The sequence below is a fragment of the Streptomyces sp. AC512_CC834 genome, assembly GCF_019049325.1.
Lineage (GTDB): Bacteria > Actinomycetota > Actinomycetes > Streptomycetales > Streptomycetaceae > Streptomyces.
In genome coordinates this window covers 37,149-62,200 of sequence record NZ_JAGMUO010000011.1, presented here as the reverse complement: position 1 = coordinate 62,200, position 25,052 = coordinate 37,149, and the positions used below count along the sequence as shown (strand labels likewise).

Below are 25,052 nucleotides of genomic sequence, written 5' to 3'. Positions count from 1 at the left end.
GGCGACAGCAGATCTGACGAGGAGGCCATTGCCGCGTATGGGATGCGAAACACGCCCCCACCGGCAGTGGCCTTCTTCGTGTGTGTGACCCACGTAGAAGAGACGAGATCTCCATGACCACCACCAAGGCCGAGAAGAGCGACGACGGCAAAGTAGGCGGCCGTTTCATGCTGAAGCTGTCCGGAGAGGCCTTCTCCGGCGGTGGGGGCCTGGGCGTCGACCCCGACGTGGTGCACGCCATCGCCCGCGAGATCGCGGCCGTCGTACGCGACGGCGCGCAGGTCGCCATCGTCATCGGCGGCGGCAACTTCTTCCGCGGCGCCGAACTGCAGGTGCGCGGCATGGACCGCGCCCGCTCCGACTACATGGGCATGCTCGGCACCGTGATGAACTGCCTGGCCCTCCAGGACTTCCTGGAGAAGGAGGGCGTCGACTGCCGCGTGCAGACCGCCATCACCATGGGCCAGGTCGCCGAGCCGTACATCCCGCTGCGCGCCGTGCGCCACCTGGAGAAGGGCCGCGTGGTCATCTTCGGCGCCGGCATGGGCATGCCCTACTTCTCCACCGACACCACCGCCGCCCAGCGCGCCCTCGAGATCGACGCCGAGGCCCTCCTCATGGGCAAGAACGGCGTGGACGGGGTCTACGACTCCGACCCGAAGACCAACCCGGACGCCGTGAAGTTCGACGCGCTCGGCTACGGCGAGGTCATCACCCAGAACCTGAAGGTCGCCGACGCGACGGCCGTCACGCTCTGCCGCGACAACAGCCTCCCCATCGTGGTCTTCGAGCTGCTGAAGGAGGGCAATATCGCCCGCGCCGTCAAGGGTGAGAAGATCGGCACGCTTGTGGGTGACCAGGGCAGCCGGGACTGACCGGAGAACACCCCCCGTCCGCGGACGCCACCTGTCCGGGGGACGGACGGGACGGGACCGGGCCGGGGGATGGACAATGTCCCGCCGGTCGGGAACCGTGCAGGAAGAACGCGACGCAGCCGGCCGACGACCCGTCAGGGAACCGCAGCCGGGCCTACTCAAGACACGCAGGAGCAAGTGGTGATCGAAGAGACCCTCCTCGAGGCCGAGGAGAAGATGGAGAAGGCCGTCGTGGTCGCCAAGGAGGACTTCGCCGCGATCCGCACCGGCCGTGCGCACCCGGCGATGTTCAACAAGATCGTGGCCGACTACTACGGCGCGCCGACGCCGATCAACCAACTGGCCTCGTTCTCCGTGCCCGAGCCGCGCATGGCCGTGGTGACCCCCTTCGACAAGACGGCCCTGCGCAACATCGAGCAGGCGATCCGCGACTCCGACCTGGGCGTCAACCCGAGCAATGACGGCAACATCATCCGGGTGACGTTCCCCGAGCTCACCGAGGAGCGTCGCCGCGAGTACATCAAGGTCGCCAAGGCGAAGGCCGAGGACGCCAAGGTCTCGATCCGCTCCGTACGCCGCAAGGCCAAGGACGCCATCGACAAGATGGTCAAGGACGGCGAGGTCGGCGAGGACGAGGGCCGCCGTGCGGAGAAGGAGCTCGACGACACCACCGCCAAGTACGTCGCCCAGGTGGACGAGCTCCTGAAGCACAAGGAAGCGGAACTGCTCGAGGTCTGATGAACGACTCTTCCTGGGGGGCGCCGCCACAAGCCGGGTACTGGGGGCCGTCCGACCAGGGACCCGCCCAGGGCGCCGACCCGGCGGGTCCCGCATACGATGCGCACTACGCGCAGCAGACTCGCCCCATGCCGATCGTGCCCGACGTACCCGAACACGGCGGAGACCAGGACGACGACCAGGGGACCGCTCGGCTGAGTGGTCCCCTGTTCCGGGACGAGCCGTTCCACGACCAGCCCTCTCGCGACGAGCCGTTTCGCGACGAGCCCTATCGCGACCAGAACCCGTCGGCGCAGCCGTATGCGGCGGTGCCGCAGAATCCGGAGCCCATGCCCGACGCCCCGCACCCGGCGCACCCTCAGCCGTCGCCGCAGAAGAAGAGCGCGGGGCGCGACCTGGGTGCCGCGATAGGGGTCGGCGTCGGGCTCGGCGTGGTGATCGTCGCGTCGCTGTTCGTCGTCAAGGCCGTCTTCGTCGGCGTGATCGTGGTCGCCGTCGTGGTGGGGCTGTGGGAGCTGACCAAGCGGCTGGAGGAGCGCAAGGGCATCAAGGCGCCCCTCGTGCCGCTCGCGATCGGCGGCGCGGCGATGGTCGTCGCCGGGTACGCGCGCGGTGCCGAGGGCGCCTGGGTCGCCATGGCGCTCACCGCGCTCGCGGTCCTGGTGTGGCGGATGACCGAGCCGCCGGAGGGCTACCTCAAGGACGTCACGGCGGGCCTGTTCGCGGCGTTCTACGTGCCGTTCCTGGCCACGTTCGTCGCCATGATGCTGATGGCGGACGACGGTGCGTGGCGTGTCCTGGTCTTCCTGATACTGACGGTCGTCAGCGACACCGGCGCCTACGCCGTCGGCTGGCGCTTCGGCAGGACCAAGCTGGCCCCGCGCATCAGCCCCGGCAAGACCCGCGAGGGCCTGCTGGGAGCGGTGGCGTTCGCGATGGTGGCGGGCGCGCTGTGCGTGCAGTTCCTGATCGACGACGGCACCTGGTGGCAGGGCCTGCTGCTCGGCCTCGTCGTCGCCGTCAGCGCCACCCTGGGCGACCTCGGCGAGTCCATGATCAAGCGTGACCTCGGCATCAAGGACATGGGCACCCTCCTGCCGGGCCACGGCGGCATCATGGACCGCCTGGACAGCCTGCTGCCGACGGCACCGGTGGTGTGGCTGCTGCTGGTCGTCTTTGTGGGGTCCGGGTGAGTGCAGGCCACGGCGCCGCGCGGCGGTAGCCGCGAATTGATACAGCATGGACCGCCTGGACTCGCTCCTGCCGACGGCACCGGTGGTGTGGCTGCTGTTCGTGATCTTCGTCGGGTCGGGTTGACAGCGATCAGGTAGCCTGGAAGGGCCCGCGGCGTCTGGCTGCGGGCCCTTCCGTGTGTCCCCGCCGACGCGGGGGTGTTCCAGTGAGGTCTCCTGGCTTCGGCATGGCTCTGCCGTCCTCCCCGCCGACGCGGGGGTGTTGCCACACAGGCCCGCCGTCATGAGGAGTTGTCCGACCGTGGCCCGTCCAGTCCCCGGTGAGCTGACCTTCGCCGCACCCCGCGGAGCGAAGCGGCCGCCGCGGCACCTCGCCGACCTCACGCCCGCCGAGCGCAAGGAGGCGGTCGCCGCGATCGGTGAGAAGCCGTTTCGTGCGAAGCAGCTCTCGCAGCACTACTTCGCGCGGTACGCGCACGACCCCGAGCAGTGGACCGACATCCCCGCCGGTTCCCGCCAGGGGCTCCGGGAGGCGCTGCTGCCCGAGCTGATGACGGTCGTGCGGCATCTGTCGACCGACGAGGGGACCACGCGCAAGACGCTGTGGAAGCTGTTCGACGGGACGCTCGTCGAGTCGGTTCTGATGCGCTACCCGGACCGGGTGACCATGTGCATCAGCTCCCAGGCCGGCTGCGGCATGAACTGCCCGTTCTGCGCCACCGGCCAGGCCGGCCTCGACCGGAACCTGTCGACCGCCGAGATCGTGCACCAGATCGTGGACGGTATGCGCGCGCTCAGGGACGGCGACGTCCCGGGGGGTCCCGCGCGGCTCAGCAACATCGTGTTCATGGGCATGGGCGAGCCCCTCGCCAACTACAACCGCGTCGTCGGCTCGATCCGCCGCCTCACCGACCCCGAGCCGGACGGGCTGGGGCTCTCCCAGCGCGGCATCACCGTCTCCACGGTCGGCCTCGTCCCGGCGATCAACCGGTTCGCCGACGAGGGCTTCAAGTGCCGCCTCGCCATCTCGCTGCACGCGCCCGACGACGAGCTGCGCGACACCCTCGTCCCCGTCAACACGCGGTGGAAGGTGCGCGAGGTGCTGGACAGCGGGTTCGAGTACGCGGCGAGGTCCGGGCGCCGGCTGTCCATCGAGTACGCGCTGATCCGCGACATCAACGACCAGGCCTGGCGCGGCGACCGTCTCGGGCGGATGCTCAAGGGCAGGCCGGTGCACGTCAACCTCATCCCGCTCAACCCCACGCCCGGCTCGAAGTGGACCGCCTCGCGGCCCGAGGACGAGAAGGCGTTCGTGGAGGCGATCGCGGCGCACGGTGTGCCGGTGACGATCCGGGACACCCGTGGGCAGGAGATCGACGGGGCGTGTGGTCAGCTCGCCGCAAGCGAGCGGTAACCTGACCGACGTCAGTACAGAATCACAGTAACCACATCTTCATATTCCGACAGGGGAGCGCCACAGCGCTGAGAGTGCGGCACCGGCCGCAGACCCTCCGAACCTGGCCCAGGTCATTCTGGGTAGGGAGATCGGTCATCACTCGAGCTGTTGCGCCCTGCCCGGGACCCTCACCAGGGGTTCCGGGCGGGGCCGCGTCTTCTCCTGGTCACCCAGGAGGAATTCAGTGAGCATCACCAAGAAGGTCAGTGTCCTGGCCGTCGGCCTCGGCATGGTCGGCACGCTGGCCGCCTGCGGATCGTCGTCCGACGACGCCGACGGCTCCGGCGACTCCAAGACCGTGACGCTGGTCAGCCACGACTCGTGGGCCGCGTCCAAGGACGTCATCGCCGCCTTCGAGAAGAACTCCGGCTACAAGGTCGAGGTGCTGGAGGACGGCGACGCCGGGCAGGCCGTCAACAAGGCCATCCTCACCAAGGACAACCCCCAGGGCGACGTCTTCTTCGGCGTCGACAACACCCTGCTGTCCCGCGCCCTCGACAACGGCCTGTTCCAGCCGTACGAGCCGAAGGGCTCCGACCTGGTCCTGCCCGAGTACCGGGCCGACCAGGACAAGCACCGGGTCACGCCCGTCGACACCGGCGACATCTGCGTGAACTACGACAAGGCGTACTTCAGCAAGCACGGCCTGACCCCGCCCAAGTCCTTCGACGACCTGGTCAAGCCCGCGTACAAGGACCTGCTCGTCACCGAGAACGCGGGCAGTTCCTCGCCCGGCCTCGGCTTCCTGCTCGGCACCGCCGCGAAGTACGGCGACGAGGGCTGGCAGGACTACTGGCAGAAGCTCAAGGACAACGGCGTCAAGGTCGTCGACAGTTGGGAGCAGGCGTACAACGAGGAGTTCTCCGGCTCGTCCGGCGGCAAGAAGGCCAAGGGCGACCGCCCCCTGGTCGTCTCCTACGCCTCCTCCCCGCCCGCCGAGGTCATCTACGCCGACCCGCAGCCGGCCACCGCACCGACGGGCGTCGCCACCGGCACCTGCTTCCGCCAGGTCGAGTACGCGGGCCTGCTCAGCAACGCCGGGAACCCCGAGGGCGGCAAGGCGCTCCTCGACTTCCTGATCAGCAAGACCTTCCAGGACGACATGCCGCTGAACATGTTCGTGTACCCGGTGCGGGAGGGCGCGCAGATCCCCCAGTCGTTCGTGAGGTTCGGGCCGCAGGCGAAGGACCCGGAGACCATGGACCCGGCGAAGATCGCCGACAACCGCGACCAGTGGGTCAAGTCGTGGACCTCGCTCGTACTGAAGTGACCGGAGCGGGCGACACGAAGGCCCCGCGAGACCGCCGTGGTGAGAGCCGCCGCGGGAGCCGTGGTGGGAGCCGTCGCGGGAGCGCGGCGCGGCTCGCCCTGATGGCCGTGCCCGTCGCGTTCTTCGCGGTGTTCTTCGCCTACCCCGTCGCCGCGATCGTCGCGCGCGGACTCGAGGTCGACGGGGTCTGGCAGTTCGGCCGCATCGGCGACGTGCTCGCACAGTCCGGCGTCCGCCACGTGCTGTGGTTCACCACCTGGCAGGCGCTGGCCTCCACCGCGCTCACGCTGCTGATCGCGCTGCCCGGCGCGTATGTCTTCGCCCGTTTCGACTTCCCCGGCAAGCAGGTCCTGCGGGCCGTGGTGACCGTGCCGTTCGTGCTGCCCACGGTCGTCGTCGGCACGGCGTTCCTGGCCATGGTCGGGCGCGGCGGGCTGCTCGACGAGCTGTGGGGCCTGCGCCTGGACACCACGGTGTGGGCGATCCTGCTCGCGCACGTCTTCTTCAACTACGCCGTCGTCGTACGCACCGTAGGCGGCCTGTGGTCGCAACTCGACCCGCGGCAGGAGGAGGCCGCGCGCATGCTCGGCGCCTCGCGGCTGAAAGCCTGGCGGCAGGTCACCCTGCCCGCGCTCGCGCCCGCCGTGGCCGCCGCCGCGCTGATGGTGTTCCTGTTCACCTTCACCTCCTTCGGTGTCGTCCAGATCCTCGGCGGGCCCACCTTCTCCACGCTGGAGGTGGAGATCTACCGCCAGACCTCGCAGCTCTTCGACCTGTCCACGGCCGCCGTGCTGACGCTGATCCAGTTCGCGGCGGTCGTCGCCGTCCTCGCCGTGCACGCCTGGACGGTACGGCGGCGTGAGACGGCCCTCAGGCTGGTGGACGCGGCCACGACCGCGCGCCGGCCGCGCGGAGCCGGGCAGTGGACGCTGCTCGCCGGGGTTCTGGGCGTCATCGTCGTCCTGCTGGTGCTGCCGCTCGCGGTGCTGGTCCAGCGTTCACTGGGCGCCGCCGACTTCGGCTACTACCGGGCGCTGACCCGCGAGGACGGCGGCGCCTTCCTCGTCCCGCCGATCGAGGCGATCGGCAACTCCCTCCAGTACGCCGTCGCCGCCACCGCCATCGCCGTGGCGATCGGCGCGCTGGCCGCGACCGCGCTCACCCGGCGCGACGCGGGCCGCTTCGTGCGCGGGTTCGACGCGCTGCTGATGCTGCCGCTCGGGGTGTCGGCCGTGACGGTCGGCTTCGGATTCCTGATCGCGCTGGACGAACCCCCGCTGGACCTCAGGTCCTCCTGGATCCTGGTGCCGCTCGCGCAGGCGCTGGTGGGCGTCCCCTTCGTCGTACGGACCATGCTGCCGGTGCTGCGGGCGGTGGACGGACGGCTGCGGGAGGCGGCGGCGGTGCTGGGGGCGTCGCCGTGGCGGGTGTGGCGTGAAGTGGACCTGCCGATGGTCCGGCGCGCCCTGCTGGTCGCGGCCGGGTTCGCCTTCGCGGTGTCCCTGGGGGAGTTCGGGGCGACCGTGTTCATCGCACGGCCCGACAACCCGACGCTGCCGGTCGCCGTGGCGCGGCTCCTTGGGCGGCCCGGGGACATGAACTACGGCCAGGCGATGGCCCTTTCGACGATTCTGATGCTGGTGTGCGCCGTGGCCCTGGTGGTGCTGGAGCGACTGCGGACCGACCGGAGCGGGGAGTTCTAGAGATGCGCCTAGGTTTGCGGGTGATCCAGGGATGCTGCTGAGCCTTGAGGGCGCGACCGTTCGCTTCGGCGGACGGGCCGTGCTCGACGACGTCGACCTGGGGGTCGCCGAGCACGAGGTGGTGTGCGTGCTCGGGCCCAGCGGCAGCGGCAAGTCGACGCTCCTGCGGGCGGTCGCCGGGCTCCAGCCGCTGGACGCCGGACGGGTCTCGCTGGACGGGCGGGACCAGTCGGGGGCGCCCGCGCACAAGCGCGAGGTTGGGCTGATGTTCCAGGACCACCAGCTTTTCCCGCAGCGGGACGTGGCCGGAAACATCGCCTTCGGGCCGCGGATGCGCGGCGCTTCCCGCAGTGAACAGCAAGCCCGGGTCGCGGAGTTGCTGGAGCTGGTCGGGCTGCCGGGCGCCGCCCGCCGGTCCGTCGCCGCGCTGTCCGGCGGTGAGCAGCAGCGGGTGGCGCTGGCCCGCGCCCTCGCGCCCCGGCCCCGGCTGCTGATGCTGGACGAGCCGCTCGGCCAGCTCGACCGCTCGCTGCGGGAGCGCCTGGTGGTCGAACTGCGGGAGCTGTTCAGCCGGTTGGGCACCACCGTGCTCGCCGTGACACACGACCAGGGCGAGGCCTTCGCGCTCGCCGACCGGGTCGTGGTGATGCGGGACGGGCGAATCGCGCAGTCCGGCACGCCTCTTGAGGTGTGGCAGCGGCCGGCGGACGCGTTCGTGGCCCGCTTCCTCGGTTTCGACAACGTGGTCGACGCCTCCGTCGCCGGTCAGGCCGCGGACACCCCGTGGGGCAAGGTGCCGGTTCCCGAGGACGCCCCGCAGGGCACGCGGACGCTGCTCGTGCGGCCCGCCGGGGTCCGTGTCGTCCCCGCCGACGAGGGCCTGCGCTGCACGGTCACGGCCCGCACCTTCCGCGGCACCCACGTCGCCGTCCGCCTCCAGCCCGAGGACGCGCCCCGCCTGGAGGCGGCGTGCGCGCTGCGCTCGGCGCCGGAGGTCGGGGACGCGGTGGGAGTGGAGTTCGACGCGGCGGAAATCGTCGTGCTCGGGTGATCGTCGCGCTCATAGGGTGACCGCATGACACTCCTCGCGCACGACCGGTACTGCGACGAAATCGTTCACATGACGGCCGGGCTCAGGGCCGTGGTCACGTCCGGTGCGGACCTGTCCGCCACCGTGCCGACCTGCCCGGACTGGACCCTGGAGGATCTGGTGCGGCACGTGGGCCGGGCCCTGCGCTGGACCGGGCTGATCGTCGGCACCCGCGCCGAGGAGGACGTCCCGATGGACCGCGCACCGGGCACCGAGGGGCCCGCGACGACCGGGGACGCGGCGGCGCTGGACGCGTGGCTGGCGGAGTCCGGCGAGGTGGTCGTCGAGGCGTTGCGGGAGGCCGGACCGGACGCGCACGCGTGGTCATGGGCCGGTATCGACACGGCGGGCTTCTGGGCGCGGCGGGTGACCCACGAACTCGTCGTCCACGGCGCGGACGCCGCACTGGCGGCGGACCTGCCGCTCCCGGCGGTCGCGCCCGACGTGGCGGCCGACGCGGTCGACGAGTGGCTGGACATCGTGCGGTTCGTGCAGCGGGTCCTTCCCGGCGCGGCGGTGAACGAACTGCGCGCCCCGGGCAGCAGCCTTCACCTGCACGCCACCGACACCCCGGCGGAACTGAACGCCGAGTGGCTGATCGAGCTTCCCGACGACGGCATCATCTGGCGCCGAGGCCACGAGAAGGCCACCAAGGCCACCGTGGTGCTGCACGGCCCGCTCACGGACGTGCTGCTGGCCTTCTACGGCCGACTGCCGCTGGACGCCCCGGGACTCGAGGTGCTCGGTGACCGGGGGCTGCTCGAACTCTGGCTGGAAAAGGCGACGTTCGGCTGACACGACGGTGGCCCGCCCCGGATCGGGACGGGCCACCGCCGTGCGTGAACCGCAGTGCGGGCGTCAGCTACTGCTGTTCGCTCCGCGACGGCGCAGGCCGAAGAAGACCGCGCCACCACCGACGGCGACCAGGGCCGCCGCGATGCCGGCGATCATGCCGGTGTTGGAGTTGGCACCGGTCTCGGCGAGGTTGGAGTCACCGGCCGCCGGGGACGGTGCGTTGTCGTTCGGCACGGCCGCCGGAGCGGTGCTCTCGTCCTGCGACGGCGCGGGGGCCGAGGTGGACGGCTCGGGGGCCGGGGTCTCCGTCTCGTCGGACGGGGTCGAGGAACTCTCCGACGGGGTCGGGGTCGGCGTGTCCTCGGTCTTGCAGGGGGTCGACGGGGTCGTGAGGTTCGGCTTGATGTCCTCGTCGACGTACTGGGCGGCCTTGACGTGGATGCGGTACTCCGCGTTCGGCTTCCAGTCGGCGGCGAAGGTGATGGTGCTGCCCTCGCGCGTGCCCTTGACCGTCTGCTGGCCGACCTTCTCGGCGTCGGCACCGTTGTTCTGCAGGTAGACGGTGACGGTGGCCGGGACGCCGGCGGGGTCCACGTCGGTGACGGTGATGACACCCTTCTCGCCGTCGCACTCGGCGGCGGCGGAGAACTCGCTGATGTTGCAGGCGAGGGCGGTGCCGGAGGCGCTGAGTGCCAGGGCCGCGGAGGCGGCGACGACGCCGAGGGCGCGGACGCTACGGCGTGATGCCGTGCGGCTGATTATGGACAGGACTGCCACTTTTGTCCTTTACGGGAGCGCAGATGCGGGGGGTGGAGAGAGTGCCGACGCTCGAAGAGACGGCATCAGCACACCCATGAGCCTCACTGGTCTATAAGCGGTGCATAAGAACTGTCAACGCATATGCCAGCCACGGCTGTTGACTTTACCGCCTTATTAACCGCCGACACGTTTCAGTGCCTCGGGAGCCTCCTCGATCCGGTCGACCAGTGCGATCCGGGACTCCATAGCGCGCCCCTTCGCCAGCGAGGTCAGCAGCGGCCACGCCGGCAGCGTCCGGGTCCAGTGCTCCCGGTCCACGAGCACCATCGGCGTGGGCTCGCCGCGCGACTCGTAGTAGTTCGGCGTCGCGTTGTCGAAGATCTCCTGGAGGGTGCCGGCCGCGCCCGGCAGGAACACCACGCCCGCGTTGGAGCGGGCCAGCAGGCCGTCCTCGCGGGTCGCGTTGGCGAAGTACTTGGCGATGTGCGCGGCGAAGGCGTTGGGCGGCTCGTGGCCGTAGAACCAGGTCGGGATGCCGACCGATCCACCGCCACCGGGCCAGCGTTCGCGCACCTCGAAGGCGGACCGCGCCCAGTCGGCGATCGACGGCGTGAACGAGGCGACCTTGGCGAGCAGCGTCAGGGCGTCGTCGAGCATCCCGTCGTCGAACGGGGCCGCGTACGCGCCGAGGTTCGCCGCCTCCATCGCGCCCGGGCCGCCGCCCGTGGCCACCGTGAGACCGGCGCGGGCCAGTTCGCGCCCCAGGCGCGCGGCGCCCGCGTACTCCAGGGTGCCGCGCGCCATGGCGTGTCCACCCATGACACCCACCACCCGGGCGCCGGCGACGAGTTCGTCCAGCGCGTCCGACACGGCGTCGTCGTGGATCGCGCGCAGCATGGAGGCGAAGACGTCCCCGTCGGTCCTGGTCTGCTGGAACCAGTCGTAGGCGAGGGCGTCGGGTGTCGCCTCGTAGCCCTCGTCGAGAGAGGCGTACAGCTCGCCGGGGGAGTAGACGTGGCCCCGGTAGGGGTCTACGGGCAGGCCCGGTATGGGCGGGAAGACCAGGGCGCCGGCGGCGCGCACCCGGGCGGCCGCGCCGGGGTCCATCGGGCAGCCGAGGAAGACGGCGCCCGTGGGGTCCGCGGCGAGCAGGGCGTCCGTACGGGCCGTCAGGTCGACGGCCTGGACGCGGTGATGGGCGAGAGTGCCGTGCGCCGAGACGACCCGGTCGAACTCGGCGAGGCTCTCGATCTCCCGGTCGTGAGAGGCGTGGTGGGACTGGGACTGGGACTGGGACTGGGACGGTGACCCGGGCTGTGGGCGGGCCTTGGGCTGGGCGGGTGTCGGATCCACCCGCCCATGCTAGGCCTGCGCCCGGATCAGCCCTGGACCGCCGCCGGGTCCATCCACACGACCTCGAAGGTGTGGCCGTCGACGTCGTCGAAGGCACGGCCGTACATGAAGCCGTGGTCCTGGGTCTCGCCGGTGACCGAGCCGCCGGCCGCGACCGCCTTCTCCACCAGCTCGTCGACCTTCTCGCGGCTCTCGGCGCTCAGCGCGATCAGCACCTCGCTGGACTTCGTCGAGTCCACGATCTCCTTCTTCGTGAACTCGCGGTACTTCTGCGGCGTGTGCACCATCACGACGATGGTCTCGCTGAGCGGGATCGAGGCGGTGGTGTCGTCGCTGAACTGGGCGTTGATCTCGTACCCCAGCTCGACGAAGAACTTCTTGGAGGCGTCGAGGTCGTTGGTGGCCAGGTTCAGGAAGATCATCTGCTGGTACATGGGGGCCTCTCCCGTCGGGGCGCTGCTGTTGTCGTGCCGTTCGAAGAGGTAGACGGGACGGGCCCGCGGAACTCATCGCCGGTTCGCGACTTTCTTCGAGAAGTTCTTCGAAGGGTTCTCCGCGGGGCAGCGGGGCAGCGGGGTCGGTGGGTCAGTGGGTCAGCGGCAGCGCCGCCAGCACCGCGACGATCAGGGTCAGCGGACCGAACAGGGCGAGCAGGGCGGCGGCTCGCACGGCCGCGGCGGCGCGCAGGGTGGTCGGGGGCGCGCCCAACCGCAGCAGGGCGTCCCTGGTGTCGGCACGGGCGTGTCTGGCCTCGACGGCCGCGGTGAGGAGGGTGGCCACCGTGCAGCCCGCCACGAGGACGGCTCCCAGGGTGCTCAGTGGGCCGAAGGCCGGTCCGTCGCCGTCGTACACCGTGGTGGACACGTACGCCGCGGCGGCGACGGCGGCCACCACGCCGAGGGGACGGCCGATGCGGTGCGACTCCTCCATGAGGACGCGGCCGGCCAGGAGACGCAGGGCGCCGGGGCGGGCGGCCTGGAGCAGACGGCCGCACAACTGGGTGAGGCCGGGCCCGGCCAGGGCGAGACCCAGGGCGGTGAGGGCCCAGCCGATCAGGACACCGGCGGAGGGGGCGGTGCCGGGGTCGGGCGCGCCGGCCGCGTTGCCGGTGTAGGTCTCGACGGTGAGGCCCGCGGCGAGTACGGCGATGCCCCAGGGGAGGACGGTGCTGTTCTGCGGGCGGGGAGCAGGACCGGGCGGGTCGTCCGGCGTCCGCGCGGTGCCGTCCGCCCCAGCCGCAGCCGCAGCCGCAGCCCCAGTCGCAGCTCCAGCCGCGGTCGCCGTTTCGGCTGCCGCTGTCACCGCCGTTGCCGTTGCCGCTGCCGCTGCCGCTGTCGGGCGGGTGTCACTGGCCTGCGTGAGCAGGGTGCCTTCCCCGGCGGGGGCGTCACCGGCGGCACGAGCGCTGGCGGGCTCGGCGGCGCGGGCGCCGAAGCGGCCGTAGGCGCCGAAGGTCTCGCGGGCCTTGCCCCAGCCGTACGCGCCGAAGCGGCCGTACCCGCGGGTGGCGTTGGCCCGGGTGGACCGAGGCTCGCGGGGGCGCAGCGTGTGCGCCACCGCGGCCGACGCGACGGCCGGTACGAGGGTCAGCAGGGTCAGGACGGCCGGGGCGGGGAGGGACTGGCCGACCGCCAGGGCGTCCGCCGCCACGCCGTCGAAGGGCAGGCCGCCCGTCAGGTCGCCGCGCAGGTGGAGGAAGACGAGCAGGGCCACCACCGAACCGAGCACGCCGGACAGGGCCGTGGTCGTCGCCGAGACGGCCATCAGGCGGCCCGGGCCCAGGCCGATCGCCGACAGTCCGGAGCGGGGCCGGGTACCGGGATCGGTGTGGGCCACGGCGACGGCGAGGTACACCGTGGCGGCGAGGGGGGCCGCGCACCAGGCCAGGCGGAGAGCGGAGGCGCCGGGCGTGTCGGGGTGGCTCAGCGCGTGTCCGAGGGCGCACAGCAGCAGGAAGCCCGTGCCCGCCGAGGCCACCGCGACCAGCAGGCGGCGCAGGTGGACGGCGAGGTGGGCCGTGCGGGTCAGGCGGAGAGCGAGCACGCCGCCCGGCCTTCCGTTCCGGCGGACCCGGCGGACCCGGCGGACCCGGCAGACCCGGCAGCCCCCGTGGCCACCGTGGTCTCCGCGAGCGGAGGCAGGTGCACGGTCCGTACCCGCCGTCCGTCAAGGAGAGCCACCGCGCGGTCGGCCAGGGCGGCCGTCTGCGCCTCGTGGGTGGCGAGCAGGACGGTGATGCCGTGCGAGCGGGCCGCCGTGGTGAGCGTCCGCAGGACCTGGGCACGGTCGGCGCGGTGCAGGGGCGCCGTCGGCTCGTCGGCGAAGAGGACCGCCGGGGCGACGGCGAGCGCGCGGGCGATGCAGACGCGCTGCCGCTCGGCCTGCCGGAGTTCGTGCGGGCGCCTGCGCGCCTTGTCGCCGACGTCGAGGCGGTCCAGCCACTCCAGGGCGGCGGTCTTGGCCCGGCGCCGCCCGGTGCCGCGCAGCATCAGAGGGAGCGCCGCGTTCTCCCAGGCGTTCAGCTCCGGGACGAGCACCGGGGTGGGATCGATCCAGCCGAAGCGGTCGCGGCGCAGCCGCTCGCGGCTGAGGGGACCCATGGTGTGCACCGGCACACTGTTGAACCACACCTCGCCGTCCTGCGGCTTCACCAGCCCGGACAGGCAGCGCAACAGCGTGGTCTTGCCGCTGCCGCGCGGGCCGCTCACGGCGAGGATCTCGCCCTCGCGCACGCCGAGCGACACGCCTTGCAGCGCGGGGGAGCCGTCGTGGTGCTGGAAGTGCAGGGCGCGGGCCCAGAGCACGTCGTTGTCCGGCGGAGCCTCCATGGGCGTACACCTCGGTTCAGATCCGTATTTCCCCGGTCACGTCCCCCTTCCGGGGGAACGAAGACGGGGCCGATCGGTCACTGGGCACGCTAGGCAGTCCCCGGCGGGAGGCCGGACAGCACCGGGCCCCGGGCCGCCGTGTCTCACTCGAACGGGCGGCGCCGGGGCCGAAGTGATGATCCGAAAGGAAGATCGGAACAAGCGGAACAAGCGGAACAAGCGGAACAAGCGGAGCCAGAGGCTCGCGGACCGGTGATCAGAGCTTCGTCCACGCCTCCGTCAGCGTGGCGCGCAGGATCTGCTCGATCTCGTCGAAGGTCTCCTGGTGGGAGATCAGCGGCGGGGCGAGCTGGATGACCGGGTCGCCGCGGTCGTCGGCACGGCAGTACAGGCCGTTCTCGAAGAGCTTCTTGGAGAGGAAGCCGTACAGGACACGCTCGGTCTCCTCCTCGTTGAAGGATTCCTTGGTGTTCTTGTCCTTGACCAGTTCGATGCCGTAGAAGAAGCCGTTGCCGCGGACGTCGCCGACGATCGGCAGGTCGTGCAGCTTCTCGAGGGTGGCGCGGAAGGCGCCCTCGTTGTCGAGGACGTGCTGGTTGAGGCCCTCGCGCTCGAAGAGGTCGAGGTTGGCGATGCCCACCGCGGCGGAGACCGGGTGGCCGCCGAAGGTGTAGCCGTGCAGGAAGGTGTTGTCGCCCTTGTAGAACGGCTCCGCCAGGCGGTCGGAGATGACACAGGCGCCGATCGGGGAGTAGCCCGAGGTCATGCCCTTGGCGCAGGTGATCATGTCCGGGACGTAGCCGAACTTGTCGCAGGCGAAGGTCGTGCCCAGGCGGCCGAAGGCGCAGATGACCTCGTCCGAGACGAGCAGCACGTCGTACTGGTCGCAGATCTCGCGCACCCGCTGGAAGTAGCCGGGCGGGGGCGGGAAGCAGCCGCCGGCGTTCTGCACGGGCTCCAGGAAGACGGCCGCGACCGTGTCCGCGCCCTCGAACAGGATCTCCTGCTCGATCTGGTCGGCGGCCCAGCGGCCGAAGGCCTCGGGGTCGTCGCCGAAGAGCGGCGCGCGGTAGATGTTGGTGTTCGGCACCTTGTGCGCGCCCGGGACGAGCGGCTCGAAGGGGGCCTTGAGGGCGGGCAGGCCGGTGATGGACAGGGCGCCCTGCGGGGTGCCGTGGTAGGCGACCGCGCGGGAGATGACCTTGTACTTGGTCGGCTTGCCGGTCAGCTTGAAGTACTGCTTGGCGAGCTTCCAGGCCGTCTCGACCGCCTCGCCGCCGCCGGTGGTGAAGAAGACCTTGTTCAGGTCGCCGGGGGCCTCGACCGCCAGGCGCTCGGCCAGCTCGACGGCCTTGGGGTGGGCGTAGGACCACACCGGGAAGAAGGCGAGCTCCTGCGCCTGCTTCGCGGCGGCTTCGGCCAGCTCCGTGCGGCCGTGTCCGGCCTGGACCACGAACAGGCCGGCGAGACCGTCGAGGTAGCGCTTGCCCTTGTCGTCGTAGATGTGGGTGCCCTCACCGCGGACGATGGTGGGGACGGGGGCGTTCTCGTACGACGACATGCGGGTGAAGTGCATCCACAGGTGGTCGTACGCGGTCCTGCTGAGGTCCTTGGGGTTGGGGCTGTCGGTGCTCACGATTATCGGGTTCCCCACATATAGGTCTGCTTCTTGAGCCTGAGGTAGACGAAGCTCTCGGTGGAGCGCACCCCGGGCACGGCCCGGATGCGGCGGTTGATGACCTCCAGGAGGTGGTCGTCGTCCTCGCAGACGACCTCCACCATCAGGTCGAAGGAGCCCGCGGTCATCACCACGTACTCGCATTCCGACATGGCCGACAGCGCCTCGGCGACGGACTCCACGTCCCCCTCGACGTTGACGCCGACCATCGCCTGGCGCCGGAAGCCCACGGTGAGCGGGTCGGTGACGGCGACGATCTGCATCACGCCCTGGTCGAGGAGCTTCTGGACGCGCTGGCGCACGGCCGCCTCCGACAGGCCCACGGCCTTGCCGATGGCGGCGTACGGCCGTCGGCCGTCCTCCTGGAGCTGCTCGATGATGGCGAGGGAGACGGCGTCCAACTGGGGACCGCCGTTCCTGGACTCGCGGGAGTCCTTCTGGTCTGCGCTTCGACTGGCCACGGCTTCACTGTGCACGACGTATCGACAGTTTCGCAAGGCCAGATCGATGAAATTCGTTGTTTGAATCGTCTGAGTCTGCGGATTTCGCACCCTGGAGGCGACCGGGGGTGTTGAAAACGTCGGGACTCCGTCTAGGGTGGGTGTCTCAGTTACTGGACACCCGAACTTGGAGGGCCGGCAGTGAGCACCGAGCTGCGTCGTCTGCGCAATTACATCGACGGTGAGTTCCGGGACGCCGCCGACGGACGGACCACGGAAGTGGTCAACCCCGCGACGGGCGAGGCCTACGCGACCGCCCCCCTGTCCGGCCGGGCGGACGTCGACGCCGCCATGGCGGCCGCCGCCGCGGCCTTCCCGGCGTGGCGGGACCTGGTCCCGGCCGAGCGGCAGAAGGCCCTCCTCAAGATCGCGGACGCGTTCGAGGAGCGGGCCGAGGAGCTGATCGCGGCCGAGGTGGAGAACACGGGCAAGCCCATCGGGCTGACCCGTTCCGAGGAGATCCCGCCGGTGGTCGACCAGATCCGCTTCTTCGCGGGCGCGGCGCGGATGCTGGAGGGACGCGGCGCCGGTGAGTACATGGAGGGTCTGACCTCCTTCGTGCGCCGCGAGCCGATCGGCGTCTGCGCGCAGGTCGCGCCGTGGAACTACCCGATGATGATGGCCGTGTGGAAGTTCGCCCCGGCGCTCGCCGCGGGCAACACGGTCGTCCTCAAGCCCTCGGACACCACCCCCGCGTCCACGGCCCTGATGGCCGACATCATCGGCTCGGTCGTCCCCAAGGGCGTCTTCAACGTCGTCTGCGGCGACCGCGACACCGGCCGTCTGATGGTCGAGCACGAGACCCCGGCGATGGCCTCCATCACCGGCTCCGTGCGGGCCGGCATGTCGGTCGCCGAGTCGGCGTCGAAGGACCTCAAGCGCGTCCACCTGGAGCTGGGCGGCAAGGCCCCCGTCGTCGTCTTCGAGGACACCGACATCCCCAAGGCCGTCGAGGACATCTCGGTCGCGGGCTACTTCAACGCCGGCCAGGACTGTACGGCGGCCGCCCGCGTCCTCGTCCACGAGTCGATCCACGACGAGTTCGTCGGCGCCCTCGCCAAGGCGGCGGCCGAGACCAAAACCGGCCGGCCCGACGACGAGGACGTGCTGTACGGCCCGCTGAACAACCCCAACCAGCTCAAGCAGGTCTCCGGGTTCATCGAGCGGCTGCCCGCGCACGCCAAGGTCGAGGCGGGCGGCCACCGGGTCGGCGACAAGGGCTACTTCTACGCCCCGACCGTCGTCTCCGGCCTCAAGCAGGACGACGAGATCATCCAGAACGAGGTCTTCGGCCCCGTCATCACCGTCCAGTCCTTCCGTGACGAGGACCAGGCCGTCGAGTGGGCCAACGGCGTCGAGTACGCGCTGGCCTCCTCGGTGTGGACCAAGGACCACGGCCGCGCCATGCGGATGTCCAAGAAGCTGGACTTCGGCTGCGTGTGGATCAACACCCACATCCCGCTGGTCGCCGAGATGCCGCACGGCGGCTTCAAGAAGTCCGGCTACGGCAAGGACCTGTCGTCGTACGGCTTCGACGACTACACGCGGATCAAGCACGTGATGACGTCCCTGGACGTCTGACCGTCTCGCGGTCCGCCGGTCCGACCCTCGGACCCCGTCGGACCGTCTGACGAACCCGGTGTGCGCGCGGCCCCGGACGGAAGCCCTCCGTCCGGGGCCGCGGTGTGTGAACCGTGAACCGGCCCCGGTCGACAGGGTGTCGGGCCTGGACGGAGGCGCTCGACGCAGCGTCCATTGTCCGCGCCACGGCGGGCGCGGCATCCTGCGGCCATGCCCCTGCTCTCGAAGACGCCCTCGCTCTCCCGCCGGGCCCTGCTGCGGACGCTGGGCGGTTCCGCCGCGGCCGGCGCGCTGGCCGGCTGCGGTGTGCCGGCCGCGTACGTCGCGCCGGGCGACCGGGCCGCGACCGACAGGTCCGCTACCGAACGACGGCTGACCTGGGCGAACTGGCCGCTCTACATCGACACCGACGACGAGCACCCGAGCCGGCGGCCCACCCTGGAGGCGTTCGAGGAGCGGACCGGCATCTCCGTGGAGTACATCGAGGAGATCAACGACAACGACGAGTTCTTCGGCAAGATCAGCCCGTCCCTGATGAACCACCAGCCCACCGGCCGCGACCTCGTCGTCATCAGCGACTGGATGTGCGGGCGGTTCGTGCGGCTCGGCTGGGTGCAGGAGATGGACCGCTCCCGCCAGCCGAACGTCACCAAGTACCTCGACCCGCTGCTGCGTTCGCCCGCCTTCGACCCGGGCCGGAAGTTCACCGTGCCCTGGCAGTCGGGCATCACCGGCATCGCGTACAACCGCCGCAGGCTCGGTCGGGAGATCCGGCACGTGTCCGACCTGTGGGCGGCCGACCTCAAGGGCCGGGTCACCCTGCTGTCGGGGATGGACGAGGCGTTCGCGCTGCTGATGCAGGGCAACGGCGTGGACATCACCGACTGGAAGGCGGACGACTTCCACCTCATCTGCGACCAGGTGGAGAAGCAGGTCGGCAAGGGCCAGATCCGCCGCTTCACCGGCAACGACTACATCAAGGACCTCTCCAGCGGTGACGTGCTCGCCTGCCAGGCCTACTCCGGTGACGTGATCCAGCTCCAGGCGGACGACCCCGACATCGAGTTCGTCGTCCCGCAGGAGGGCGCCGAACTGTGGGCGGAGTCCCTCATGATCCCCAACCTGGCCCGGCACAAGGCCAACGCCGAGCGGCTGATCGACTACTACTACCAGCCCGAGGTCGCCGCGGAGCTGGCCGCCTGGGTCAACTACGTCTGCCCGGTCCCCGCCGCCCAGGACGTGCTCGCCTCCTCCGACGACGAGGAGACCGCCGCCCTGGCCGAGGACCCGCTGATCTTCCCGGACGCGGCGATGCGCGGGCGGCTCGCGATCGCACGGGACATCGCGGCGGGGGAGCGGACGGAGTTCGCGAAGCGGTGGAACGGGATCGTGGGGGTATAGCAGACTGATCATGTGATGAAGTCATCAAATGGGTCATCAAATGGCGAAGGCGTGGGGGGTGCGGTCACCCTGGGGCTGCTGGCCGCCTGGGCCCTGCACGACCTGGAGGAACTGGCGGCCATGCCAGGCTGGTGGCGGCGCAACCTCCCCGCCCTGCGCGAGCGGTACCCCACCGTGCCGGAGGCCGTCTGGCGGCGGGCCGAGTCGGTCGGCGGGCGGGAGTTCGCGGTGGCCGTCGGCGCGATGGCCGCGGTCGTGACCTCCGCGTCCGTCGCGGGACGCCTGACCGGCGGCCGGTCGGCCACCTACCAGACCGCGCTCAACGCCTTCGGCCTGCACGGCCTGGTCCACCTCGCGCAGGCGGGTCTGGCGCGCGGCTACACGCCCGGGTCGGCGACCTCTCCGCTGATCGTCGTCCCGTTCACCCTCTGGGCCCGACGTCGCCTGCGCCGCGCCGACGTCCTGCGCGCCACCCGCCCGCGTGATCTCGCCGTGGGCCTGGGCTTCGCGGGCGCGGCGACGGTCGCGGCGCATGTGGTGGCACGGCGGCTGACGGTCAGCGGCTGACGGCCGGCAAGCAGCCGGTCAGCGGCTGACGGGGACTGACAGGGACTGGCGTGGACTGACGGGAGCTACTTCAGCGCGGCCGCGACGATTCCATCGATCACGGGGTTCGGCTCCGTGCTCTTGGCGTCCGTGGCGTTGACCGAGTAGACGAGGGTGCGGGACAGGTCGCGGGTGCCGCCGATGAGCGCGCTGTAGCCGTAGCGGGAGCCCGACTTGCCCCAGAAGGTGATGTCACCCACCTTCTTGTACTGGAGCCCCGCGCTGCGGGTCGCGTCCGGAAGGCCCGCCGGGGTCGTGAACATCTCCTCCAACTGCGGCCGGGGCACGATCCGCCCCCGGAACAGGGAGGTGAGCAGCCGTTCCAGGTCGGCCGTCGTCGAGATCATGTCACCGGCCGCCCAGCGGTCCGCCTGGTTCCACTCGGTCACGTCGAGCAGCTCCGTCGTACCGTCCGGCCGTTCCACCCTCTGGTAACCCCGGTTGTGCGGGCCCCGGATGCGCGGGTCGGTGCCCGGGAAGTACGTGTGCCACATCCTCGCCGGGCGCAGGACCAGGCGCGTGGCCTCGGTGGCGTAGGAGTGTCCCGTCACCTTCTCGATCAGCAGCCCGAGGACCGTGTAGTTGATGTTGAGGTAGTGCTGCCGTTTGCCCGGGCAGAACTCCGGCCCCTTCGCGATCGCCGACGCCACGACCTCCCGCGGGGTGAGGGTGTCGAAGCGGTGCGCGTACAGCTCGGCGAAGTCGTCGCCGAGCCCGTCGCCCGCCTGGATGCCGCTGGTGTGGTTCAGCAGTTGGCGGACGCTGATCGGCTGGTCGAAGTCCGGGGTGAACACGCCGGGAAGGTAGTGCTGCACCGGGGCGTCCAGGTCGACACGGTCCTGTGCCGCGAGCCGCAGGACGGTGGCGGCCGTGACGACCTTGGTGACCGAACCGGCCCGGAAGACAGCGTCCGGATCCGCAGGCCGGCCACTGGCCAGGTCGTGCACGCCCGCGCTGCCGCGCCAACTGCCGTCGGTGCCGCCGACCCGTACGAGGGCCGCCGTGGCGTGGTCGCCAGGGACCATGGCGAGGGCGTCGCGCAGCGCCTTCGCGGCCGGTCCGTCCGACCGGTGCGCGGCGGCGGCCGGGGTGGGAGGGGTGGACGGTGCGGCGAACGCGGGCGCCGCCAGCGGTCCGGCGGACAGGGCGAGTACCAGGGAAGCGGCGAGGACGGAGGAGGTGCGGGCACGCATCGACGGCTCCAGGATCCGGGAGGGACGGGCAAGACGGTCGCCGATCATCCTCGTGTGCCGCCCGCCACGCCGGATCGCCGCGGGGGAGGACTCCTGCCCGGAAGCGGAGGTCGGGGAAATCCCTTACGTGACGGGGGACTTGTGCGGGACAGTCCGTACGGGACGTGCCGGCCGGTCCGCGTGCGCGTCGCGCAGGGCGCACAGGACGTCGATGCGGTTGGTCGTGATCGAGTCGACGCCCAGGGCGTGCAGCCGGCGCATGGAGCGGCGGGTGTCGGGGGTCCACACGGACAGCAGGAGGCCGTCGCCGTGGACGCGGTCGGCCAGGGCCCGGTCCACCAGTCCGAAGCGGTAGTTGAGCCACCGCGGCCGGACCGCCGCCAGCAGCGCGGGCCGGGGCGGGGCCGACGTCGTCCAGGTCATGGCGATCTCGGCGGCGGGGTCGGCGGCCCGCACGGCGAGCATCGCCGCGGCACCCGCCGTGTAGTACACCCGGTCCCGCGCCCCGCACTCGCGGACCACGTCCACGACGCGCCGCACCGCGCGCTCGCCCGGCGCCCCCGGCAGGTCGAGCATCAGCCGGCCGCCCTCGGTCGCGGCCAGGGCCTCGGCGAGGGTCGGCACCCTGCCCGCCGTCAGCCCGCGCACCTCGTCCGCGGACAGGGAGCGCAGCGGCCGGTCCTGCTGCCACAGCCGTTTGAGGGTCTCGTCGTGCAGCAGCACCGGTACGCCGTCCCGGGTGAGGCGTACGTCGGTCTCGACCGCGTCCGCGCCGCGGTCCAGGGCGGAACGCAGCGAGTCGACGGTGTTCTCGCGGTGCCGGTACGGGTCGCCGCGGTGGGCCACGGCGGTCAGGTCGCGCGGGGTGTTCATGATGACGGCAACTCTCAGGAGGCGAGCCAGGCGGCGGTGTACGTGTCGATCTCGTCCTTGATCCGAGCCTTGCCCGGCGCGTCGAGGAAGGACGCCTCGACGCCGTTCCTCGCCAGGTCGGCGAGTCCCCGCTCGTCGAGCCCGAGGAGGCGGGCGGCGACGGCGTACTCGTTGTTGAGGTCGGTGCCGAACATCGGCGGGTCGTCGGAGTTGATCGTCACCAGGACCCCGGCGCGGGTGAACTCCTTGATCGGGTGCTCGTCCAGGGTGCGCACCGCCCGGGTGGCGATGTTAGAGGTCGGGCACACCTCCAGCGGGATCCGGTGCTCGGCGAGGTGGGCCAGCAGCTTCGGGTCCTGCGCGGAACTGGTGCCGTGCCCGATGCGCTCGGCGCGCAGTGCGGTCAGGGCGTCCCACACCGTCTGCGGTCCTGTGGTCTCGCCGGCGTGCGGCACCGAGTGCAGGCCCGCGGCGATCGCCCGGTCGAAGTACGGCTTGAACTGCGGGCGGGCCACCCCGATCTCGGGTCCGCCGAGCCCGAAGGAGACCAGGCCCTCCGGGCGCAGCCGGTCGTCGGTGGCGAGCCGCGCCGTCTCCTGCGCGGACTCCAGTCCGGCCTCGCCCGGAATGTCGAAGCACCAGCGCAGTACGGTCCCGAACTCGGCCTCGGCCGCCTTGCGGGCGTCCTCGATCGCGTCCATGAAGGCGCTCTCGTCAATGCCGCGCCGGGTGGAGGAGAACGGGGTGATCGTCAGCTCGGCGTACCGCACCTGCTGCCGGGCCATCTCCCGGGCCACCTCGTACGTCAGCAGCCGGACGTCCTCCGGGGTGCGGATCAGGTCGACGACGGACAGGTACACGTCGATGAAGTGTGCGAAGTCGGTGAAGGTGAAGTAGTCGACCAGTGCCTCGGGGTCGGTGGGGACCTTGGAGTCGGGGTGGCGTGCGGCCAACTCCGAGACGATGCGCGGGGAGGCGGAGCCGACGTGGTGGACGTGCAGCTCGGCCTTGGGCAGCCCGGCGATGAAGGCGTGCAGGTCGCGCGGGACCTCGGGGTCGACGAGGTGCTCGGTCAAGGGTTCCTCCCCAAAGCGGCGCCCCGGGCCGCGCGGCGGCGGCGGTGGTGGGGCGCGGGTGATCGGCTGATCGATGGTTCGGGGATCATCGTAGGCCGGTCTCACGCCGGGCGGCCCGGGACCGTAGCATGACGGGCACGAACGACCCAGGGGGCAAAGGCATGACGGACTCGATACAGCCGGGCGGGAACTCCGCGGATGGTCACGACCCCTGGGCGCCCCCGGAGAGCGGGCCGTCCCTGGACAAGGGCGCCGGCGCCGGAGCGGGGCAGCCGCAGGAGCCGCCCCGGCCTCCCGTCGCCGACACACCGCCCTGGCAGCCGCCGCCGGTCCACGACCAGCCCACGGTCACCTCGATGCCGAACGCCGGGTTCGGCGCCCCGGATTCCCCGGTGCCGCCTCCACCGGTCGCGCCGGGCGGCGCCGGTGCCCCGGGCGGCTACGGCTACCCCGGATACGGTCAGGGCTACGGCTGGCCCGGCATGCCGATGCCCCCGCAGAACGGCATGGGCACCGCGTCGATGGTGCTGGGCATCCTCGCCTGCGCGCTGTTCTGCATGTACGGCGTGGTCTCCGTGGTGCTCGGCATCCTCGCCGTGATCTTCGGGATCAAGGGTCGCCGGAAGGCCGACCACGGCCTGGCCAACAACCACGGGCAGGCGCAGGCCGGGTTCGTCATGGGCATCGTGGGCATCATCCTCGGCGCCGCCGTGATGCTGCTGATCGCCATCGGCATCACCGCCGCCATCAACGACGACTCGGACTACGACGACCCCTACTACGGATCCGCGCGCCCGGTGCCGGTCTCCGCGGCGGCGGAAAGCTGAACCCTCCTCACCAGGGATTCTCACCAGGGACTCTCCTCTACGATGTCAAACGCCAACGAGGGGAGAGCAGTTCATGTCGCACACCAGTCCCGGACCCGGAGGGTACGGCCCACCGCCGCAGCCGGGTCAGCCGCCCGCCGGGGGTTACGCGTACCCGCAGTCCGCGCCCGGGTACGGCAGTCCGAACCAGGGGCCGGGGTACCCGGCGGCCCCACCGGTCGGCTACCCGCATGCCCCCGGCTACGGCATGCCGATGCAGCCGAGCAACGGCATGGGGACCGCGGGTCTGGTGCTGGGCATCATCGGCGTGGTGTGCAGTCTGACCTTCTTCCTCTGGTTCTTCGGCGTCATCCTGGGCGTGCTCGGGATCATCTTCGGTGCGATCGGCCGCGGCAAGGCCAACCGGGGCGAGGCCACCAACAAGGGCGCCGCCACCGCCGGACTCGTGCTCGGCATCACGGCCACCGTGATCCTGCCCCTGCTCGGCTTCCTCGCCTTCGCGAGCCTGATGAGCGTCGCCTGAGCCGGGCGCCCGCGGGCCCGGCCCGGTAGCCGGCGAAGGGGGCGGCCCCGAGGCCGCCCCGCGGGCGGGCCGGGCGGGGCTCAGTGCTGCTCGCGCGTTCTCAGCCGCTCCCTGGCCGTCATCAGCGCGAAGCCCAGCAGGTTCGGCCCCCGCCAGCGCTCCGGATCGGTCGTCGCCTCGTGGGTCGTGGACAGGCCGATGCCCCACACCCGGTCCACGGGGCTCGCCTCCACCAGCACTCGGTCGCCCGTGTTCAGCAGGAACGCCCGCAGCGCCGGGTCCGAGGCGAACTTGTGGGTGCTGCCCGCCACCACGATCCGGAACCGCTCCCGCGCCCACACGGCCTCGTCGAAGCCGCGCACCAGCCGGCCCGCCTTCTTCGCCTCGGCGGGATGGCCGGCCGCGAGCACCCGTCGCTCGGCCTCCGCGTCCTCGAAGAGCCGGGCCTTGCCCACCATCATCCAGTGCTCGGCGCTCGCGTACTGCACCCCCGCCACGGTGAAGGGCGAGGGCCACCACTGGCTCAGACAGCTCGGTCCGATCCGGCCGTCCGGGAGCGGTCGGTGCCCCCAGAAGCAGAGGTACTTGATCCGCGCGCCCGCCCGGACCCGCCCGATCAGCGCCTCCCTGCTGTCGATGCCCTCCACCGCCGCCCCCGTCATCCGCTCCGTCTCCGCCTCCGCCCCTGTGATCTCTCCCATACACGCGAGTGTGGCACGCGCCACTGACACTCC

24 protein-coding genes and 1 riboswitch are annotated in these 25,052 nt (G+C 71.4%); of the genes, 13 read left to right on the top strand and 11 right to left on the bottom strand.

Translation table 11 applies throughout. The annotated features are described in order from the left end of the window. The first annotated feature begins 113 nt into the window (after positions 1-113). The 8 genes from pyrH to KUM40_RS02065 all read left to right on the top strand — a co-directional run bounded on the left by pyrH (position 114) and on the right by KUM40_RS02065 (position 9,120). The gene (pyrH, locus tag KUM40_RS02100) at positions 114-875 is read left to right on the top strand and encodes a UMP kinase (RefSeq protein ID WP_217162178.1); all 762 of its coding nucleotides are present in this window, start codon (positions 114-116) and stop codon (positions 873-875) included. Between the two features lie 180 nt (positions 876-1,055). Beyond that, positions 1,056-1,613 carry a ribosome recycling factor gene (frr, locus tag KUM40_RS02095; protein WP_217162176.1) on the top strand — a complete coding sequence of 186 codons (558 nt, stop codon included), beginning with the start codon at positions 1,056-1,058 and terminating at the stop codon, positions 1,611-1,613. A gap of 128 nt (positions 1,614-1,741) precedes the next feature. Beyond that, positions 1,742-2,806 carry a phosphatidate cytidylyltransferase gene (locus KUM40_RS02090; RefSeq protein ID WP_374227335.1) on the top strand — a complete coding sequence of 355 codons (1,065 nt, stop codon included), beginning with the start codon at positions 1,742-1,744 and terminating at the stop codon, positions 2,804-2,806. Between the two features lie 301 nt (positions 2,807-3,107). Further along, on the top strand, positions 3,108-4,220 hold the full coding sequence (gene rlmN / locus KUM40_RS02085; protein ID WP_308401043.1) for a 23S rRNA (adenine(2503)-C(2))-methyltransferase RlmN: 1,113 nt from the start codon (positions 3,108-3,110) through the stop codon (positions 4,218-4,220). A gap of 41 nt (positions 4,221-4,261) precedes the next feature. Then, positions 4,262-4,367: riboswitch (TPP riboswitch) on the top strand. Positions 4,368-4,446: 79 nt separating this feature from the next. Further along, positions 4,447-5,532: a thiamine ABC transporter substrate binding subunit gene (locus tag KUM40_RS02080; RefSeq protein ID WP_217162169.1), complete on the top strand. Its 1,086-nt coding sequence runs from the start codon at positions 4,447-4,449 to the stop codon at positions 5,530-5,532. A 101-nt stretch (positions 5,533-5,633) separates the two neighbouring features. Continuing rightward, entirely contained in the window at positions 5,634-7,235 is a 1,602-nt protein-coding gene (locus tag KUM40_RS02075) for an iron ABC transporter permease (protein WP_217162167.1), read from the top strand. Positions 7,236-7,266: 31 nt separating this feature from the next. Further along, positions 7,267-8,286: an ABC transporter ATP-binding protein gene (locus KUM40_RS02070; RefSeq protein ID WP_217162165.1), complete on the top strand. Its 1,020-nt coding sequence runs from the start codon at positions 7,267-7,269 to the stop codon at positions 8,284-8,286. 24 nt (positions 8,287-8,310) lie between these two features. Continuing rightward, entirely contained in the window at positions 8,311-9,120 is an 810-nt protein-coding gene (locus tag KUM40_RS02065) for a maleylpyruvate isomerase N-terminal domain-containing protein (protein WP_217162163.1), read from the top strand. A gap of 63 nt (positions 9,121-9,183) precedes the next feature. Here KUM40_RS02065 and KUM40_RS02060 read toward each other — a convergent pair whose 3' ends face one another. From KUM40_RS02060 to KUM40_RS02030, 7 genes are all read right to left on the bottom strand, one after another. Then, positions 9,184-9,897, bottom strand: coding sequence for an LAETG motif-containing sortase-dependent surface protein (locus tag KUM40_RS02060; RefSeq protein WP_217162161.1), 714 nt, complete (start codon positions 9,895-9,897; stop codon positions 9,184-9,186). A 156-nt stretch (positions 9,898-10,053) separates the two neighbouring features. Continuing rightward, positions 10,054-11,130: an LOG family protein gene (locus KUM40_RS02055; RefSeq protein ID WP_217162466.1), complete on the bottom strand. Its 1,077-nt coding sequence runs from the start codon at positions 11,128-11,130 to the stop codon at positions 10,054-10,056. Positions 11,131-11,258: 128 nt separating this feature from the next. Further along, complete coding sequence (locus KUM40_RS02050) at positions 11,259-11,666, bottom strand: VOC family protein (RefSeq protein WP_217162160.1); 408 nt, start codon at positions 11,664-11,666, stop codon at positions 11,259-11,261. Positions 11,667-11,817: 151 nt separating this feature from the next. Next, positions 11,818-13,275 carry a hypothetical protein gene (locus tag KUM40_RS02045; RefSeq protein ID WP_217162158.1) on the bottom strand — a complete coding sequence of 486 codons (1,458 nt, stop codon included), beginning with the start codon at positions 13,273-13,275 and terminating at the stop codon, positions 11,818-11,820. Further along, the gene (locus tag KUM40_RS02040; protein WP_217162156.1) at positions 13,257-14,060 is read right to left on the bottom strand and encodes an ABC transporter ATP-binding protein; all 804 of its coding nucleotides are present in this window, start codon (positions 14,058-14,060) and stop codon (positions 13,257-13,259) included. The genes KUM40_RS02045 and KUM40_RS02040 overlap by 19 nt, the downstream gene beginning before the upstream one ends. A 256-nt stretch (positions 14,061-14,316) precedes the next feature. Then, a complete protein-coding gene (locus KUM40_RS02035) occupies positions 14,317-15,696 on the bottom strand; it encodes an aspartate aminotransferase family protein (RefSeq protein ID WP_217162154.1) in 1,380 nt (459 codons plus the stop codon). A 2-nt stretch (positions 15,697-15,698) separates the two neighbouring features. Beyond that, positions 15,699-16,214, bottom strand: coding sequence for an Lrp/AsnC family transcriptional regulator (locus KUM40_RS02030; RefSeq protein ID WP_217162148.1), 516 nt, complete (start codon positions 16,212-16,214; stop codon positions 15,699-15,701). A 165-nt stretch (positions 16,215-16,379) separates the two neighbouring features. Here KUM40_RS02030 and KUM40_RS02025 point away from each other — a divergent pair, with 165 nt between their 5' ends. From KUM40_RS02025 to KUM40_RS02015, 3 genes are all read left to right on the top strand, one after another. Next, positions 16,380-17,819 (top strand): gamma-aminobutyraldehyde dehydrogenase, encoded by a 1,440-nt coding sequence (locus tag KUM40_RS02025; protein WP_217162146.1) that lies wholly within the window; start codon positions 16,380-16,382, stop codon positions 17,817-17,819. A gap of 210 nt (positions 17,820-18,029) precedes the next feature. Then, positions 18,030-19,220 (top strand): spermidine/putrescine ABC transporter substrate-binding protein, encoded by a 1,191-nt coding sequence (locus KUM40_RS02020; RefSeq protein ID WP_217162143.1) that lies wholly within the window; start codon positions 18,030-18,032, stop codon positions 19,218-19,220. A gap of 15 nt (positions 19,221-19,235) precedes the next feature. Then, positions 19,236-19,787, top strand: a complete 552-nt coding sequence (locus KUM40_RS02015; RefSeq protein WP_217162141.1) for an HXXEE domain-containing protein — start codon at positions 19,236-19,238, stop codon at positions 19,785-19,787. Positions 19,788-19,852: 65 nt separating this feature from the next. Here KUM40_RS02015 and KUM40_RS02010 read toward each other — a convergent pair whose 3' ends face one another. The 3 genes from KUM40_RS02010 to KUM40_RS02000 form a co-directional block, all read right to left on the bottom strand. Continuing rightward, the gene (locus tag KUM40_RS02010) at positions 19,853-21,019 is read right to left on the bottom strand and encodes a serine hydrolase (RefSeq protein WP_217162139.1); all 1,167 of its coding nucleotides are present in this window, start codon (positions 21,017-21,019) and stop codon (positions 19,853-19,855) included. Between the two features lie 123 nt (positions 21,020-21,142). Further along, complete coding sequence (locus tag KUM40_RS02005) at positions 21,143-21,892, bottom strand: glycerophosphodiester phosphodiesterase (protein WP_217162138.1); 750 nt, start codon at positions 21,890-21,892, stop codon at positions 21,143-21,145. A gap of 14 nt (positions 21,893-21,906) precedes the next feature. Then, positions 21,907-23,073: an adenosine deaminase gene (locus tag KUM40_RS02000; RefSeq protein ID WP_217162136.1), complete on the bottom strand. Its 1,167-nt coding sequence runs from the start codon at positions 23,071-23,073 to the stop codon at positions 21,907-21,909. A 56-nt stretch (positions 23,074-23,129) separates the two neighbouring features. On the opposite strand from KUM40_RS02000, the gene KUM40_RS01995 reads away from it, so the two are divergent. Both KUM40_RS01995 and KUM40_RS01990 read left to right on the top strand, forming a co-directional pair. Next, positions 23,130-23,795 carry a DUF4190 domain-containing protein gene (locus tag KUM40_RS01995; RefSeq protein WP_217162134.1) on the top strand — a complete coding sequence of 222 codons (666 nt, stop codon included), beginning with the start codon at positions 23,130-23,132 and terminating at the stop codon, positions 23,793-23,795. Positions 23,796-23,868: 73 nt separating this feature from the next. Further along, positions 23,869-24,318, top strand: coding sequence for a DUF4190 domain-containing protein (locus tag KUM40_RS01990; RefSeq protein ID WP_217162132.1), 450 nt, complete (start codon positions 23,869-23,871; stop codon positions 24,316-24,318). Between the two features lie 80 nt (positions 24,319-24,398). Here KUM40_RS01990 and KUM40_RS01985 read toward each other — a convergent pair whose 3' ends face one another. Continuing rightward, on the bottom strand, positions 24,399-25,019 hold the full coding sequence (locus KUM40_RS01985; protein WP_217162131.1) for an NADAR family protein: 621 nt from the start codon (positions 25,017-25,019) through the stop codon (positions 24,399-24,401). Positions 25,020-25,052: the final 33 nt, after the last annotated feature.